The sequence below is a fragment of the Microbulbifer pacificus genome, from assembly GCF_033723955.1.
Classification (GTDB): domain Bacteria; phylum Pseudomonadota; class Gammaproteobacteria; order Pseudomonadales; family Cellvibrionaceae; genus Microbulbifer; species Microbulbifer pacificus.
The window spans coordinates 3,894,022-3,909,479 of sequence record NZ_CP137555.1 but is presented as its reverse complement, the minus strand read 5'-3'; the positions used below and the strand labels follow the sequence as shown (position 1 = coordinate 3,909,479).

11 protein-coding genes and 4 tRNA genes are annotated in these 15,458 nt (G+C 59.8%); 4 read left to right on the top strand and 11 right to left on the bottom strand.

What is annotated here, in order from left to right; translation table 11 throughout:
* Positions 1 to 68 precede the first annotated feature (68 nt).
* From R5R33_RS16540 to R5R33_RS16515, 6 genes are all read right to left on the bottom strand, one after another.
* Complete coding sequence (locus R5R33_RS16540) at positions 69 to 500, bottom strand: hypothetical protein (protein ID WP_318953803.1); 432 nt, start codon at positions 498 to 500, stop codon at positions 69 to 71.
* Between the two features lie 204 nt (positions 501 to 704).
* Positions 705 to 2,741 carry an NAD-dependent DNA ligase LigA gene (gene ligA / locus R5R33_RS16535; RefSeq protein ID WP_318953802.1) on the bottom strand — a complete coding sequence of 679 codons (2,037 nt, stop codon included), beginning with the start codon at positions 2,739 to 2,741 and terminating at the stop codon, positions 705 to 707.
* Between the two features lie 97 nt (positions 2,742 to 2,838).
* Positions 2,839 to 4,347, bottom strand: a complete 1,509-nt coding sequence (gene zipA, locus R5R33_RS16530; RefSeq protein ID WP_318953801.1) for a cell division protein ZipA — start codon at positions 4,345 to 4,347, stop codon at positions 2,839 to 2,841.
* A gap of 105 nt (positions 4,348 to 4,452) precedes the next feature.
* Entirely contained in the window at positions 4,453 to 7,956 is a 3,504-nt protein-coding gene (gene smc, locus R5R33_RS16525; RefSeq protein WP_318953800.1) for a chromosome segregation protein SMC, read from the bottom strand.
* A gap of 255 nt (positions 7,957 to 8,211) precedes the next feature.
* The gene (gene ccmI / locus R5R33_RS16520; protein ID WP_318953799.1) at positions 8,212 to 9,513 is read right to left on the bottom strand and encodes a c-type cytochrome biogenesis protein CcmI; all 1,302 of its coding nucleotides are present in this window, start codon (positions 9,511 to 9,513) and stop codon (positions 8,212 to 8,214) included.
* Positions 9,506 to 10,036 carry a cytochrome c-type biogenesis protein gene (locus R5R33_RS16515; RefSeq protein WP_318953798.1) on the bottom strand — a complete coding sequence of 177 codons (531 nt, stop codon included), beginning with the start codon at positions 10,034 to 10,036 and terminating at the stop codon, positions 9,506 to 9,508. The genes ccmI and R5R33_RS16515 overlap by 8 nt, the downstream gene beginning before the upstream one ends.
* A 177-nt stretch (positions 10,037 to 10,213) precedes the next feature.
* Here R5R33_RS16515 and R5R33_RS16510 point away from each other — a divergent pair.
* Positions 10,214 to 10,289: transfer RNA gene (locus tag R5R33_RS16510), tRNA-Val, on the top strand.
* Between the two features lie 48 nt (positions 10,290 to 10,337).
* Positions 10,338 to 10,414 (top strand) — tRNA-Asp (locus tag R5R33_RS16505).
* 125 nt (positions 10,415 to 10,539) lie between these two features.
* On the opposite strand, the gene R5R33_RS16500 is transcribed toward R5R33_RS16505, so the two are convergent.
* Positions 10,540 to 11,259, bottom strand: a complete 720-nt coding sequence (locus R5R33_RS16500) for a DUF4197 domain-containing protein (RefSeq protein WP_318953797.1) — start codon at positions 11,257 to 11,259, stop codon at positions 10,540 to 10,542.
* Positions 11,260 to 11,472: 213 nt separating this feature from the next.
* Here R5R33_RS16500 and R5R33_RS16495 point away from each other — a divergent pair.
* A tRNA-Val gene (locus R5R33_RS16495) sits at positions 11,473 to 11,548 on the top strand.
* Between the two features lie 48 nt (positions 11,549 to 11,596).
* Positions 11,597 to 11,673: transfer RNA gene (locus tag R5R33_RS16490), tRNA-Asp, on the top strand.
* A 163-nt stretch (positions 11,674 to 11,836) separates the two neighbouring features.
* Here R5R33_RS16490 and R5R33_RS16485 read toward each other — a convergent pair.
* The 4 genes from R5R33_RS16485 to R5R33_RS16470 are packed head-to-tail and all read right to left on the bottom strand — an operon-like array spanning position 11,837 to position 15,456.
* Positions 11,837 to 12,430, bottom strand: a complete 594-nt coding sequence (locus R5R33_RS16485; RefSeq protein WP_318953796.1) for an IMPACT family protein — start codon at positions 12,428 to 12,430, stop codon at positions 11,837 to 11,839.
* The gene (locus R5R33_RS16480; protein ID WP_318953795.1) at positions 12,393 to 12,974 is read right to left on the bottom strand and encodes a DsbE family thiol:disulfide interchange protein; all 582 of its coding nucleotides are present in this window, start codon (positions 12,972 to 12,974) and stop codon (positions 12,393 to 12,395) included. The genes R5R33_RS16485 and R5R33_RS16480 overlap by 38 nt, the downstream gene beginning before the upstream one ends.
* 32 nt (positions 12,975 to 13,006) lie before the next feature.
* Complete coding sequence (locus R5R33_RS16475) at positions 13,007 to 15,010, bottom strand: heme lyase CcmF/NrfE family subunit (protein ID WP_318953794.1); 2,004 nt, start codon at positions 15,008 to 15,010, stop codon at positions 13,007 to 13,009.
* Positions 15,007 to 15,456 carry a cytochrome c maturation protein CcmE gene (locus R5R33_RS16470; RefSeq protein WP_318953793.1) on the bottom strand — a complete coding sequence of 150 codons (450 nt, stop codon included), beginning with the start codon at positions 15,454 to 15,456 and terminating at the stop codon, positions 15,007 to 15,009. The genes R5R33_RS16475 and R5R33_RS16470 overlap by 4 nt, the downstream gene beginning before the upstream one ends.
* Positions 15,457 to 15,458: the final 2 nt, after the last annotated feature.

Below are 15,458 nucleotides of genomic sequence, written 5' to 3'. Positions count from 1 at the left end.
CAAACGGAAAACCGTTACCAATTTAGTGTGCAGTGAAGAAAATTGGAAATCGGATGTTACGAAATCAATCAGACGCTGACGCGCCCTTCCTGGGTCCACTCGCAGCGCACCTGCATTTCTCCGCAGCCGGGTTCGTGGTACAGGCCGGCAGCTTCCCAGTTGAAGGAGTGGGTGCCGGAGAGTTCGGTTTCCAGGTGCACGGTGGCGGACACCCAGTACATACTGCGCAACAGTTCTTCGAATTTCTGAATCCAGTGATTCCATTCATACTCGATCGCGCGATACGACGCACCGAAGTGAATCACATCGGTCTGATACTGGGACTGCTTGACCTTGATCGTGGGAATGGAAAACATATCGCGGCACAGGAATGGCCACTCGTCGGCACTGGGCAGGGCCAGAATGGCTTCGCGATTTATCCGGCGGCGCTCGCAGCCGCCAGTCAGGCTATTGCTGTCTTTGATACAGCCGTAAACGATGGATTCCTGATCGCCCTGCATCACGCTGCGCCAACCCCTACACTTGCCCGCAGCACCATCACACTTGTCCGCAGGCACTGTCGAAAAAACTGATTTCCGCAACTGTAACGGCGCGCAAGCGAGAAAGCCACCTTGGAATGTCGTCAAATTCACGATTCGATCGCATTTCAAACAACCCGCCACGGACAGGATAATTTCCAATCAAATTCCGTGGCGGTGCCGATCTCAGATCTCGATACCCTGGGTCCGCAACATCGCCATAAGTCCCTCTTCATCCAGCACTGGAAGGTCCAGTTCGCGCGCCTTGTTCAGTTTGGAACCTGCACCCGGCCCCGCCACCACCGTGTGGGTATTGGCGGAAACGCTGCCGGCGACCTTGGCGCCGAGGCGCTGCAGGTAGTCTTTCGCCTCACTGCGGGAGAGGGTTTCCAACTTGCCGGTAAGCACCCAGGTCTGGCCGGCGAGCGGCTGCGCACCGAGCTCCTGCACCTCATCTTCCCAGTGCACACCGGCCTGCTGTAACGCGGCGACTTCCTCGAGGTTGTGTGGCTGCTCGAAGAATTCCGCCACATAGTGGGCAACCACCGGCCCCACATCCTCCACTTGCTGTAGCGCCTCGGTATCCGCGTGCATCAGCTTTTCCAGCTGGCCGAAATGCCGAGCCAGGTTGCGCGCGGTGGCCTCGCCCACTTCGCGGATGCCAAGGGCGTAAAGGAATTTCGGCAGCGTGGTCGCCTTGCTGCGCTCCAGCGCATCCAGCAGGTTTTGCGCGGACTTTTCGCCCATGCGTTCCAGCGTCACCAGCGGCTCTAGGGACAGGTGATAGAGACCGGAGACGGATTTGAGCAACCCCTCATCCACCAGTTGCTCGACGAGTTTGTCGCCGAGACCGTCGATGTCCATCGCCTTGCGCGAGGCGAAGTGTTTGATCGCCTGCTTGCGCTGGGCGCTGCAGATAAGTCCACCGCTGCAGCGGGCGACCGCCTCGCCGGGCGAGGCTTCCACCGGGGAATCGCACACCGGGCAGTGGCTGGGAAATTCGATTTCGCGCGCATCGGCAGGGCGGCGGCTATCCACCACGGAAACCACCTGGGGGATCACGTCGCCGGCGCGGCGGATGATGACGGTATCGCCAATTTTCACCCCGAGGCGCTCTATTTCATCGCGGTTGTGCAGGGTGGCGTTGGACACGGTTACGCCGCCGACAAACACCGGTTGCAGTCGTGCCACCGGAGTAACCGCACCGGTGCGGCCCACCTGGAATTCCACATCCAGTAGCTCGGTCATTTCCTCCTGGGCGGGGAACTTGTAGGCGGTGGCCCAGCGCGGCGCCCGCGCGACGAAGCCGAGACGCTTTTGCAACGCGATGCTGTTGACCTTGAAAACGATACCGTCGATGTCGTAGGCGAGCTGTGTGCGCTTCTCACCGAGCCTGCGGTAGTAGTCGATACACGCCTGGATATTTTCCGCTACCGCCATTTCGCTGTTGATACGGAAACCCCAGCGGTTCAGCTGCTCGAGAATTTCCGTGTGGCGCTCAGGCAGATCGCCGCCCTGCACCAGGCCAACACTGTATACGCAGAGCTCCAGCGGACGCTGGGCAGTAATCCGCGAGTCCAACTGGCGCAGGCTGCCGGCAGCGGCATTGCGCGGATTAACAAAACCCTTCTCCCCCGCTTTCTGGGCCTTTTCATTCAGGGCAGCGAAGCCGGCCTTGGGCATATAGATTTCACCGCGTACTTCCAGTACCGCCGGTACATCATCGGCCAGCAGTTTGAGCGGTACCGAGTAGATGGTGCGCACATTCTGGGTGATATCCTCTCCAACAGTGCCGTCGCCGCGGGTTGCGGCGCGCTCGAGAATGCCATCGCGGTACAACAGGCTGACGGCGATGCCGTCCAGTTTCGGTTCGCACGCATACTCCACCGGATCACTACTGTTCAGGCGATCGCGAATACGGCGGTCGAAGTCTTCCAACTCCTCATCACTGAATGCGTTGTCCAGCGACAACATCGGCATTTCGTGACGGATCTGGGTAAACGCCGCCAGCGGCTCTGCGCCTACACGCTGGGTTGGGGAGTCGCTGCTGATCAGCTGCGGGTATTCTTTTTCCAGCGCCTGTAATTCGCGCAGGCAGCGATCGTACTCGGCGTCCGGCAGCTCCGGCGCGTCCAGCACGTAGTATTGGTAATTTGCGCGGTTGAGAATGTCATGCAGTTCCAGAGCACGCTGCTGCGTCTCCGGGGGAATGGTTTTTGTCATTTTATATCCGCAAAAATGGGGGATTCTTGCCGGTAGAGAAGGAGGTGGCATTTGGCAGGAGTCAACAAGCAGACTCCTGCCAATGTAGATTGCGCTATCAGGCCTGGGCCCTGGCCAGGGCCTTGCGACGCTGGAATTCCATCACCCGCTGGCGATAGTGTTCCGCCGTCTGCGCGGTAAACACGCTGCGGTTTTCATCCTTGAGCTCACCACCAAGTTGCTCGGCGATGTAGCGGGCAGTGGTCAGCAGTGTGTTAAATGCCTTCAGCGCTTCCACTTCCGCCGGCAGCGCCAGGAACAGACTTATGCCCGGGGTGGTGAAGTCTTCCATTACCGACATGTCAAATGTGCCCGGCACCACGATATTTGCCAGGCTGAACAACGCGGGTCCCTCACCATCCTCACCGGTGTGGTAGTGGAATATATTCATGTCACCAAAGCGCATTCCGCTGGCGAACAATACGCGCAGCAGGTCATTGCCCTCAAAGCAGTCGCCAGCCGGTGCCATGATATTCAGGATCAACACTTCTTCCACGGCACGCTCCTTGCGGGCGACCGGTTCGCGCTTTCCGGCCCGACCTTTGGACGGCGTCTCCGGCTTTTCATAGGTCTCGCGCGCCGGGCTTACTGCCTTTTTCAGATCCGGGAATTTGAGTTCCGGCAACTTGATTTCGGCACTGGCCCACAGGGATTTTGTTGTACGTGGCTTGTCTTCCGGCACTTCAATCGGTGCATCCGGCTCGTCCACACTCGCATGCAGGGAGTCCAGGCTTGCGGACTCATCCAGTGAGGGCTCTCGACGACCGCCGGAAACCGGCTCCTCTGCCAGACGGGCGAGGGGATCGGTACCGCGGGGCATGGCAAATTCGGCTTCCCGACCAGCTTCGGTGAATGTTATACCTGCGGGCTCCAGCAACACCTGCTCGGTAGATTCCTGCCAAAAGTGCGGTTGCAACTCCTCGCGAGGAGCCTCTTCCACGTACTCGGACTCATCATCAACAATGGAATCCATCAGCACGGGCACCTGCTCATCCAGATTCAGCGATGCCTGCTCCGGCGCACGCGCGGACGGTGCACGTGGCTCGGCACGCGACTCTGGGCGCGCCGGGGAAACGTCGAAAGCATCGTCCGATTCCCGGCGATCAGGGCGGCTGCCCGCCAGCGGCTTGCGCGAGGAATGGAAGTTCTGCTGTACCTGACGATTGACCTGGCTCGCGTCCTCCGGCTTGCGGCGCTGCACCACACGCACGGTACCCGGCAGTTCCGCAGAAATCTGGCGGCGCTTCTCCAATTCTTCCGGGTCGATATATTCCAGCGGCGTCTCTGCCAGCGCGGAGCCGTAATCTGGATCGTCATCGCGGGCAAAGTCTTGCGCGGCGTGGGAAAAGCTCTCGCTCACCCGGGGTGAGGGACGCTCGGCCGATTCCACCACACGAGGTGAGGAGAGAACATCGTTATCGTAGTCATCCACATCCCGGCGCATGGAACGGGACAGGTTGCGCGACACCTTCATGCTGTCGCGGTGCTTCAGCCAGGCACGGCGCGCGCCGTCCAGTACAACGGCAAACAGCACCAGTGCCAGCAGATTGATCAGCCAGTTATCCATTTGTGCTCCCCTCTCCCTTTGCCGACTTCCATTGACTCCGCCAAGCCAGATTCCACTCGCCGCAATTCACCGGGATCTTCCGGATACAACCATTTTCTACCTTCATCACGCAGACGCCAGCTCCGCGGCTTCTTCCACGTTTACGGATACCAGGCGGGATACGCCCGGCTCGTGCATGGTCACACCCAACAGCTGATCGGCCATTTCCATCGCGATCTTGTTGTGAGTAATGTAGATGAATTGCACGTGTTCGGACATTTCTTTCACCATCCGTGCGTAGCGACCCACGTTGGCATCGTCCAGGGGCGCGTCCACCTCGTCCAGCATACAGAAAGGCGCCGGGTTGAGGCGGAAGATGGAAAATACCAGCGCAATCGCGGTCAGCGCCTTTTCACCTCCGGATAGCAGGTGGATGGTACTGTTCCGCTTGCCCGGTGGGCGCGCCATGATGGCGATACCGGTATCCAGCAGATCCTCGCCAGTCAGTTCCAGATAGGCGTGACCGCCGCCGAACACTTTCGGGAACAGCTCCTGCAGGCCGCCATTCACCTGATCGAAGGTCTCCTTGAAGCGGGTGCGGGTTTCCTTGTCGATCCGGCGGATTGCGTTTTCCAGGGTTTCCAGCGCGTCGTTCAGGTCGCCGAACTGGCGATCCAGGTAATGCTTGCGCTCGGACTCCTGCTTGTATTCGTCGATGGCCGCCAGGTTGATGGGGCCGAGACGTGAGATGCGCGCGGCCACCAGCTCGATATCCTGCTGCACAGCGTCGATCGTCAGCTCTTCCGGGAGCTCTTCCAGCAGTTGCGCCACATCGTGATCGGACTCCCGCAGCTGCTCAACCAGGCCATTGCGCTGGGTTTCCAGCGATCTGGCTTCCAGGCGCTGCATTTCCAGCTGGGCGCGCACGCCCTGCAGTGCGGACTCCGCCTTCTGGCGCTCCTGCTCGTGACTGCGCAGAGTGGTTTCCACCTCCTCGAGCTTCTTGCGAGCTTCGACCAGTTCCTGCTCGACGTCGATGCGCTGGGCGAGTTTCTCCTCCAGCTCGCCCTGGTAATCCTGTGACGGATCCTGGGCCTCTTCCATCTGCAGATGCAACTGTTCGCGGCGCTCCTGCAGCCGCTCGACCTGCTCCCGCAGTACCTGCAGGGTGCGCTCCAGCGATACCTTTTGCGTGCGCACGGATTGCTCGCGCATGGCCAGCTCGTGAGAGCGGTCCTTGTCTTCGCGGGCGCGCTGGCGGGCGGTATCGAGGGCTTCGCGCAGGGCCTCGCGGCGCGCCAGCATGGTTTCACGCCGGTCGGTATCGTCGCTCATGGCCTCCACCGCCTCCTGCAAGGCGATGCGGGCCTCGGAAATGGATTCGGATTCCGCCTCTTTCTGCTCGCGCACTTCGGCAATTTCCTGCTCGATGCGGCGGCGGCGCTCGTCCATCTGCTCCTGGCGCGCACGCTGTGCAGACAACTGGCTGCGCAGGTCGCCGGTGCGGCGATTCAGCTGCTCGGCGTTGTTACGGGCCTGCTCGATACCGGTTTCCAGCTCGCCGGCGCGGCTGCGCAATTGCTCGCGCTGCTCGGTCAATTCCTCGATCCGCGCCTCGCATTCTTCCAGGGACAGGGAGAGATTCTCCAGCTCCTGTTTTCGTGCCAGTACCCCGGCCTCGGCATCGGCGCCGCGGCTCACACGCAGCCAGTTGGGCCCGACCCACAGGCCATCGCGGGTGACGATGGACTCGCTCCCGTTCAACTGGTCGCGCTGGGCCAGTGCCGCAGTCAGGTCCTCCGCGGTGTAGATGCCATCAATCAGCCCTGCCAGGGACAGCGGAGCCTCAACCACATCCGCCAGCTTGGGCAGGCTGCCGGCGCTGGACGACGCCACGCTGCGGCCGTCGACAAATACCGCCTGGCCACCCTCGAAGCTTGCGAGGGATTCCTTCAGCGATTCAATCTGGTCGATGCAAACCGCCTGCAGCTGGGCTCCAAGCACGGTTTCCACCGCAGCCTCCCAGCCGGATTGCGCGCGGATCTGCTCCGCCAAACGCGGGCGCCCCTGCAGGTTGTGCTGTTCCAGCCAGCTGGCGACCGCCTTGCCCTGCCCCATGGCGGCCTGCTGCAGTGCCTCGAGGGAAGCCTGGCGACCGCGACTGGTTTGCAGTTGCAGGCGCTCCTTGTCCAGATCACTGGCGATGTCGGTTTCCTGGCGGCGCAGGTCAGACAACTGCTCCACCTGCTCGGAAATGGAGTCCCGCAGCTCGCTGAGCTGCATCTCCATTTCCGCCAGCTCTTCATTTTGCTGTTCCAGTTCGCTGTCGTCCGCAGAACCGCTGAGACTTTCCAGCTCACTCTGTAATTTATTGATGCGGTCGCGCAGGCGCTGGGAGGAAGTTTCCAGATGCTGGATACGGGATTGCTGAACCTCCGCACGCTGGCGGGAGTCGGAGGCGCCCTGGTTGAACTGGTCCCACTCGTTTTGCCACTCGCGCATCTGGTCTTCGGCGGTGAGCAGGGTCTGGGCAGACTCCTCTTCTGCCGCCTGAACCATATCCAGGTCCGGCACGATCACTTCCAGCTCGGCTTCAAACTCCAGTGCCCGCTCCTGATCCGCCGCCAACAGCGACTGGGATTCCGCGAATTCCTGTTCGGTGCGCGCGAGATCGGACTGCAAGCGGGAATTGCGCTCACGGGCATGGGAAATACTCTGTTCCAGACGCGCGATATCTGCGCCCACGGAGTAAAAGCGGCCCTGCACTTCATTAAATGCATCGGAAAATTCGTGATACGCGACTCGCTGGGTTTCGATGCCGGTGTCACAGCTCACCTGGCGGGTCACCAGTTCTTCCACGGTGAGCTCGAGCTCGCCAATCTGCTGCTGTTTGGTCCGGGTCTGATCGTCCAGCTCGCGGTATTTCAGTGCTTGCAGGTGCGCCTTGTGAGTACGCTCTTCCTCTTTGAAGCGGCTGTACTTCTCAGCTGCCGCCGACTGGCGCTCGAGTCGCGACAGCTGGCGATCCAGCTCGTCGCGAATATCGGTAAGACGCTCCAGGTTCTCCTTGGTGCGGCGCATGCGGTTTTCGGTGTCGCGGCGACGCTCCTTGTACTTGGAGATACCCGCGGCTTCTTCGATAAATACCCGCAGATCTTCCGGCTTCGCCTCGATCAGCTTGGAGATCATCCCCTGCTCGATGATGGCGTAGCTGCGCGGACCCAGACCGGTACCCAGAAACAGGTCGGTTACATCGCGGCGGCGGCACTTTTCACCATTCAGGTAATAAATGTTCTGCCCGTCACGGGTCACCTTGCGCTTGATGGAGATCTCGCTGAACGCTGCGTACTCGCCGGTGAGCTTGCCCGCGGAGTTGTCGAACACCAGCTCGATGGACGCCTGACCAACCGGCTTGCGGCCACTGGAGCCGTTGAAAATGACGTCGGTCATGGAGTCGCCGCGCAGGTTCTTGGCGGACGATTCCCCCATCACCCAGCGCACGGCGTCAATGGTATTGGACTTGCCACAGCCGTTGGGGCCGACCACGGCGCTGAGATTGGAGGGGAAGTAAACGGTGGTCGGGTCGACGAAGGACTTGAACCCGGCCAGCTTGATGCACTTCAAACGCATGGTCTTGAAACTCGGTAATACACGGCGTCCGTACGGTCACTATGCACCGCCGCCGAACGCTCTTCGTTGTAATCTCCGGGTGATCCGGACACCTATTTCAATAGATAGACGCCAAATCGCCGCTTTGTTTTTGCAAACCGCCGATTGTACATGGCTGCGGGCAGGGTTTCAGCGCTAATTTTGACCGCGCAGGCCAAAGCCCTCAGCCCCGCTTAGAGGTTACGGGCTAGTGGTCGCGGGGCGTGCGCGAAACCGTCACATTTGCTGGTCGATGGCGATATGTACCGGTTTCGACCAGTCGCTGCGAGGCAGCATCTTGATTTCGCCCTGCCAGTCCCCCGGCGCCGGGCGGGCATTGCCATTGATGGCCAGACGCGCCACCAGCTGCACCTGATCTACGGTCTTGAGGCTACGCCCAGGCATCATCGCCCTGGACTCATCCAGCACCACTTCCGCCGGCAGGTCTGCCGCGGCGAGGCGCACGATAGCGAGCGGCATGGGGCTTTCCTCGGTGCGAGCGTAGATGAATACCGGGGTATCCGGGGAAACCTGCACCCCCTCGGGAAGGGTGACCTTGACCGCAATACGGTTCTCGCCTGCAGGGACGGCGGGCTCTTCCGCACCGCCGGATGCAGATGCCGCGGGCACCTGAGCAATCGACTGTTGCCCTTGCTCGCCCCCGGCTTCCGCCAAAGCCTGTTCCGCGCGAGCGACACCGGCAGACAATGCCTGGGCGGCACTGGAGCCCGCAGGCATCTGCGCCAGCGCACTCTGCCAGTGAGCGCGCGCCGCGGCAAAGTCTTCGCGCTCGAATGCGGCGATACCCGCCAAACCGAGAGCGGTGGTGTTATTCGGCTGCGCTTCCAGCACCAGCGCGACCTCTTTAACGACTTCCGGTGACATCTGTGAACCACTGGCAAAAAACAGCGCTTGCGCCAGCTCCGCACGGACATTCACGGCCTGAGGCTCACGGGCGACAATATAGCGGTACTGGGCAATCGCACCATTCAGGTCGTTACTGACCAGCAGGCGCTGGGCCAGCACATAGCGACTGGTCAGGTCCTCCGGGTGAGAGTCCGCACGCGCGCGCAGCTGTTGTGTAATGCGCGCTTCTGCCACCAAATCAGTTTTTCCGGTCTGGCTGGCGGCAATATCGCGATACAGGGCGAGATCGTTATAGGAGCCCCAATAGAAATACAGCCCCACCGCGACAAACGGCAACAGGAATGCCAGCGCAAACAACAGGCCGCGCCCTCCCTGACGTGCAGGGGCCATGCGGTAACCACCCCCCTCTTCCGCAAGCAGCTTGCGCGCGAGATCCGCTTTCAACGACTGGTACTGCGCCTCATCCACCGCACCACTGGCCCGCGAGGCCTCCAATTCGGCCAGATGCTCGCGATACAGCGCGGTTTGCGTCTGCAGGTCAGCACTGTCGTTCACATCCACGGCATTTGCCCCGGGCGCGACCGCGCGCTTACCTGGGCGCAGCAACGGCCAGGCAATAATAGCCGCCAAAGGCAACAGCAACAGCGCCAGTATTAACCAGAGATCAATCATTGTTTTTGCTTCCGCCCTGCTCGCCCGCATTCAGCAACTCTGCCAGCCGCTGCTGTTCTTCCGCGCTCAATTCCTGCGCATCCTGATCCTGCCTGCCACCGCGACCATTGCGAGAACGCACCACAATTACGATCAACGTAAGCAGCCCCAGCGCAGCGAACACACCGGGCGCGAACCACAGCGCCATGGTGTTACGTTGCAGTGGCGGCCGGTAGAGCACGAAGTCCCCGTAGCGTGCCACCATATAATCCTGGACTTCCGCATCACTGAACCCCTCTTCCAGTAAGCGGCGAATCTCGCGACGCAGGTCCATGGCCACCATGGAGTCGGATCCCGCCAGATTCTGATTCTGGCACTTGGGACAGCGCATCTCCTCGATCAGCACCTGATAGCGCGCCTGCAGCTCGGCACTCGACAGCGGCTCTACCTCCACCGATGCCCAACTGGCACCTGCGTACATGACCACCGCCAGCAGCAGTGTCCACACAGCGCCCAGCGGCTTCTGTTCGATCTTGTTCAGCACTGATCTTCTCCAATGGAAAGTCGGGCGATTATAGCAGTGCCAGGCCGCCCCGACACGCCCGCCCAAATCCGGCGCAGAAAGGGCGGCGGAGCGCCATAACCCATTGAATCACAATATTTTTTTCAAAAAGCGTTGACGCCCCAAAAAATATCATTACTATACGCAGCTCCTGACGCGGGGTGGTTAGCTCAGTTGGTAGAGCGGCGCCCTTACAAGGCGTAGGTCACAGGTTCGACCCCTGTACCACCCACCACTCCCTTTCATCTGCCTGGCAGAGTTTTCAAAGGGTGATCAGGAATGCGGACCGGTAGTTCAGTTGGTTAGAATGCCGGCCTGTCACGCCGGAGGTCGCGGGTTCGAGTCCCGTCCGGTCCGCCATATACAAAAAAGGCTCACACGAAAGTGTGGGCCTTTTTTGTATGTGCGAATTTGCCAAAAACAAAAAGGGCCCCTAAGGACCCTTCCATTCAAGCCGGACCACGATGCAGCGCTCCGGACGGGTTTCAACCCTCGCCAAATACCTGGCCAATCAACACACTCCCCCGGGCAACCGGGTCCTTCCGAATCAGCGCTTCCTCTTCGCCGATACGAGTAAACAATGCGGTCATGCTGCTATCGAGCACGTAGCGCTCTACGTCCATGCTGGGCTTGTTGGCGATGGGCAAGTTTTCGTATACCGCCAACATGCTTTTGTACTGCTCATAGAAACCAGTCTTCTGCAGGTTGGCTTCAACAATCGGCTGAAACCGCGAGCGCAGCGTACTTTCGGTCTGGCCGCGGAAATAACTCGTTGCGGCGGTGTCGCCACCACGAATAATTCCCAGCGCATCATTAACGGTCATCCCGGCAATGGCCTGCTTGAACACCGGCGCCGCTTCAACCGCGGCCTGCTCCGCACCCCGATTCATCGCCAGCTCGAGCTGATCCACGTAGCTGCCAAACCCGTATTGACGCAAGCTATTGACTACGGGCTGCGCGGATGCCGGTAACCGCAGGTTAAATGCACCCTGCTGCGACAACCCCGCACTGGCGCGGTCGGTGCTGGCATTGAGCGTGTCCTTAATAGCGCGGGACAATCTCGAATCGGTATCGTAGCCGGCATTTTTAGCAACCTGATTTCCCAGATCCACCCACGGGGAAGCCGCTTCCATATTCTGGCAGCCGGCCAGCGCCCCCATCATCGTGCCCGCTAACAGCCCGACAACAACCCAACTTTGCTTCATGGAAACACCTTTCAATTGAGGAAAACAAAACACTAACGGTTAACAAAAATACTACCGACTTACAAAAGTCACGGCAGTGACGCGCATCCGAAACCGCCGAACTCGACGGCATTAGAATTCAGCGCACCACTGTCGTCAAAAAAAATGAAAAGAAATTTTATCCAACAGTTGCATCTCTAAAAACTATCATTAATATACGCAGCTCCTGACGCGGGGTGGTTAGCTCAGTTGGTAGAGCGGCGCCCTTACAAGGCGTAGGTCACAGGTTCGACCCCTGTACCACCCACCACTCCCTTTCATCTGCCTGGCAGAGTTTTCAAAGGGTGATCAGGAATGCGGACCGGTAGTTCAGTTGGTTAGAATGCCGGCCTGTCACGCCGGAGGTCGCGGGTTCGAGTCCCGTCCGGTCCGCCACATACAGAAAAGGCTCACACGAAAGTGTGGGCCTTTTTTGTTTTCGTTCGAAATAATTCAGCCATGCACAGGAAAGGTTGCCAATAAATTTCGCGCGATACCCTACAAAAAATTCAAAGTCGCCGAATTAACGCCAACCTTTGTTGCGGGACGGAATTCCAATTCAATCAAGCAACTCAAAGCCCTCGGCGTGCAATTGCAACTGCAGCATCGGCCAGCGATCCTCTGGAAGAACCACATTGAGCTCAACACGAGTGCCGTAATCGGCACTGCCGCACTCACCACCTTGCTGCGTCACCAGGAAACGCAAACGGGACTCTCCGGAAAAGTCACAGGCGATACGCAGGGGTAAAAGCGCCACATACTGCTTGAGCTCCGCAAGCTGTAATGCTGCACCCACAGCACCGCGGTAGGCGCGCATCAGGCCGCCCACCCCGAGTTTGGTTCCACCAAAATAGCGTGTAACGATAGCGCCCACATTACCTACTTCCTGCTTCAGCAGCAGTTCCAACATGGGCCTGCCGGCACTGCCGCCAGGCTCGCCGTCGTCATCTGCCTGCATCACTTCCGGATTAGCGGGATTGCCGATCACCAGCGCGGTGCAGTGATGGGAGGCGTCGGGGTAGCGGGCGCGGATGCTTCCCAGCTCACGCAAAAAAGCCGCTTTATCAGTTACTGGCCCCAGCCAGCAGATAAAGCGGCTCTTTTTTTCTTCCGTTTCAGTGACAACGGGCGAGCAGGGAATCTGATAGCTCACCGGAAAATTCGCCCCAGGATTGTTTTTGCAGCTTTTCGTACAGCGGTTGCAGCTTGGTCTGCCACACCCGGTCGTCCACCACGCCTACGTGTTTACAGCGAATGGTGCCGCCGGCATCCACCAGGAAGGTTTCCGGTGCGCCGAAGACACCCAGGTCGAGCGCCAGACGCCCTTCCACATCGGCGACAGAAAACAGGTAGGGATCGTGAAATTTTTCTAGCCACTGCTGCGCAGCGGCAGTGTCATCCTTGAGATTGATGCCGACGATGGGCACGCCCTCTTCCGCCAGTTTGTTGAGATAGGGATGCTCCACCCGGCAGGAAATGCACCAGGTAGCCCACACATTCAACAACAGTGGTTTACCGGGAAGATCCGCCTTTTTTAATTCGCGCGCGCTCTCCACATCCTGCAGCGCAAAATCCGGCACCGGCTTGTTCACCAGTGCCGAGGGCATATCCTGCGGATTCAGGGAGAGACCGCGCCAGAACAACAGTGCCAATGCGGCGAATATGATCAGAGGCAGAAAGAGTTTAAGCCTTGCCATCAGTTGTGTAATTCCTTGTTAACCCACCGGGATCAGGCGCCAGCCAGGGATCCGCCTTGGCTGCCTGTCATCGCGGTCTTGCTCGCACGCGCCGCTTTCACTTTGCGATAGCGTTTATCGGCCACCGCGATGGCACCACCCAGGGCCATCAGTGCAGCCCCCAGCCAGATCCAGACGACGAAAGCCTTGTATTGCAGACGCACCGCCCAGTCGCCAGCCGGGTTGTTCTTGTCCATGGGCTCACCCAGGGCCACGTACAAATCGCGGAACAGGCCGCTGTCGATCGCAGCCTCCGTCATCACATTGCCACCGGAAAGGTAACTGCGTTTCTGCGGGTGGAGCTCGGCAATCATTCGACCGCCCTCGCGCACCAGGATCACCCCTTCGGACGCGCGATAGTTGGGCCCGCGCGCCTGGCGCACGCCTTCAAACGTAAACTCATAGCCGGACATTTCCGCACTCTGCCCCGGTGACATGCGCAGGTCCTTTTCCACGCTATACACCGTTGTAAGCGCGACACCCAGCACGGAAATCGCAAGACCAATATGACCCAGGTGCATGCCGTAATAACTAGCGCGCTGGCGCTTGAGGCCAGCCCACAAAGAATCTGCATTGCGGGATTTGGCCAGCACATCGGCGACACTCGCGGCAATCACCCAAAGACCCGCGAAAATACCCAGCATGGCGCCCCAGTGGAAGTCACCTGCCAGCAGGGTCAAAAGCGGCGCGCCAATGATGGCGACCAGAGCCGGCAGGACCCAGGCTTTTGCGAGTTTCTGCAGCTGACTGTCTTTCCAGTTGGCGTGAATACCGAGTCCGAGTAACAGACACAGCACCAGCATCAGCGGTACAAAGAACAAATTGAAAAACGGCGGGCCCACACTGATCTTGCCCCAATTGAGAGCATCCGCCAGCAGCGGGTACAGGGTGCCGGTGAGCACCACCGCCATCACCAGTACCAACAAAACGTTGTTGCCGAGCAGGAAGGTTTCCCGCGCGCGCGCGGAAAACACACTGCCCGCACTCACTGTCGGCGCACGTACGGCAAACAGCAGCAGCGACGCGCCCACTACGATAGCGAGGAACACGAGAATAAAGCCGCCGCGCAGCGGGTCGGTAGCAAAGGCGTGCACAGAGGTCAGCACTCCTGAGCGCACCAGGAAGGTTCCCAGCAGGCTGAGGCTGAACGCAAAGATGGCAAGCAGGATGGTCCAGCTGCGGAACAGTCCGCGCTTTTCTGTGACCGCAAGAGAATGCAACAGTGCTGTGCCGACCAGCCACGGCATAAAGGAGGCATTTTCCACCGGGTCCCAGAACCACCAGCCACCCCAACCCAGCTCGTAGTAGGCCCACCAGCTGCCCAGCGCAATACCCAGGGTCAGGAAGGACCAGGCCACCGCCGTCCACGGTCGCGCCCAGCGTGCCCAGGCACTGTCGAGGCGTCCTTCAAGCAACGCCGCAATGGCGAAGGCAAAGGCCACGGAGAAGCCCACATACCCCATATACAGGAGCGGGGGATGGATGATCATGCCGGGATCCTGCAGCAGCGGGTTCAGGTCACTGCCGTCATTGGGCGGGAATGGCAAGATGCGCTCGAAGGGATTGGAGGTCAGCAGGATAAACAGGAAAAAACCGATCAGCAGCATACCCAGCACGGACAACACCCGCGCCACCAGTACCGCCGGCAACTGGCGGCTGAACAGGGCTACTGCGGAGGTCCAGCCTGCCAGCATAAGCAGCCACAACAGGATCGAACCCTCGTGGCCACCCCAAACGGCGGTCACCTTGTAGATCATGGGCAGAATGCTGTTGGAGTTCTGTGCCACATAGGCGACGGAAAAGTCGCTGTTGACGAAGGCCTCGGTCAAACACACAAACGACAACAGAGTAAATGCCAGCACCCCGAGCGCCAGCGGACGCGCGGTATCCATCCACAGCACACGCCCGGTGTAAGTACCCAGTAGCGGCAGTACAGCCAGAGCCAGTGACAGCAGCAGACCGACGATCAATGCAAAATGACCGAGTTCCGGACTCATATCTTGGCGTCTCCGTGGCAGCTGGCCTTGCCGGACATCGATTCCGCCACTTCCGGCGGCGTGTAGGATTCGTCGTGTTTTGCCAGCACCTGGTCGGCGCGAACAAATCCACCCTTCTCCAGCTTGCCGGTCACCACCGCAGCCTCGCCCTCGGCGAAAAGATCCGGGAGTATCTTGTCGAACACGACTTCCAGTTCCGCCTCACCATCGGTGAGCGCAAAGCGCACATCCAGGGAACTTCCGTCACGCACGATACTGCCGGGCACCACACAACCGCCGGCGCGAATGCGCTTTTCAAACGGCACCTCACCGGCGGCGAAGGCCTTGGGCGCGTAGAAGTAGTTCATATTGGATCGCATGGCGTAGGTCACGAACCCCACCGCAGCGGAAGAAAGCGCCACCAAAATGACCACCAGAATCAGGCGTTGTTTACGGGCTGGATGCATGG

What these genes read in the sequence shown, in the direction of transcription:
- ligA (WP_318953802.1), bottom strand. Translation starts at nt 2,741, where the DNA reads ATGACAAAAACCATTCCCCCGGAGACGCAGCAGCGTGCTCTGGAACTG.
- zipA (WP_318953801.1), bottom strand. Translation starts at nt 4,347, where the DNA reads ATGGATAACTGGCTGATCAATCTGCTGGCACTGGTGCTGTTTGCCGTT.
- smc (WP_318953800.1), bottom strand. Translation starts at nt 7,956, where the DNA reads ATGCGTTTGAAGTGCATCAAGCTGGCCGGGTTCAAGTCCTTCGTCGAC.
- R5R33_RS16480 (WP_318953795.1), bottom strand. Translation starts at nt 12,974, where the DNA reads ATGGCAAGGCTTAAACTCTTTCTGCCTCTGATCATATTCGCCGCATTG.
- R5R33_RS16540 (WP_318953803.1), bottom strand. Translation starts at nt 500, where the DNA reads ATGCAGGGCGATCAGGAATCCATCGTTTACGGCTGTATCAAAGACAGC.
- R5R33_RS16500 (WP_318953797.1), bottom strand. Translation starts at nt 11,259, where the DNA reads ATGAAGCAAAGTTGGGTTGTTGTCGGGCTGTTAGCGGGCACGATGATG.
- R5R33_RS16475 (WP_318953794.1), bottom strand. Translation starts at nt 15,010, where the DNA reads ATGAGTCCGGAACTCGGTCATTTTGCATTGATCGTCGGTCTGCTGCTG.
- ccmI (WP_318953799.1), bottom strand. Translation starts at nt 9,513, where the DNA reads ATGATTGATCTCTGGTTAATACTGGCGCTGTTGCTGTTGCCTTTGGCG.
- R5R33_RS16470 (WP_318953793.1), bottom strand. Translation starts at nt 15,456, where the DNA reads ATGCATCCAGCCCGTAAACAACGCCTGATTCTGGTGGTCATTTTGGTG.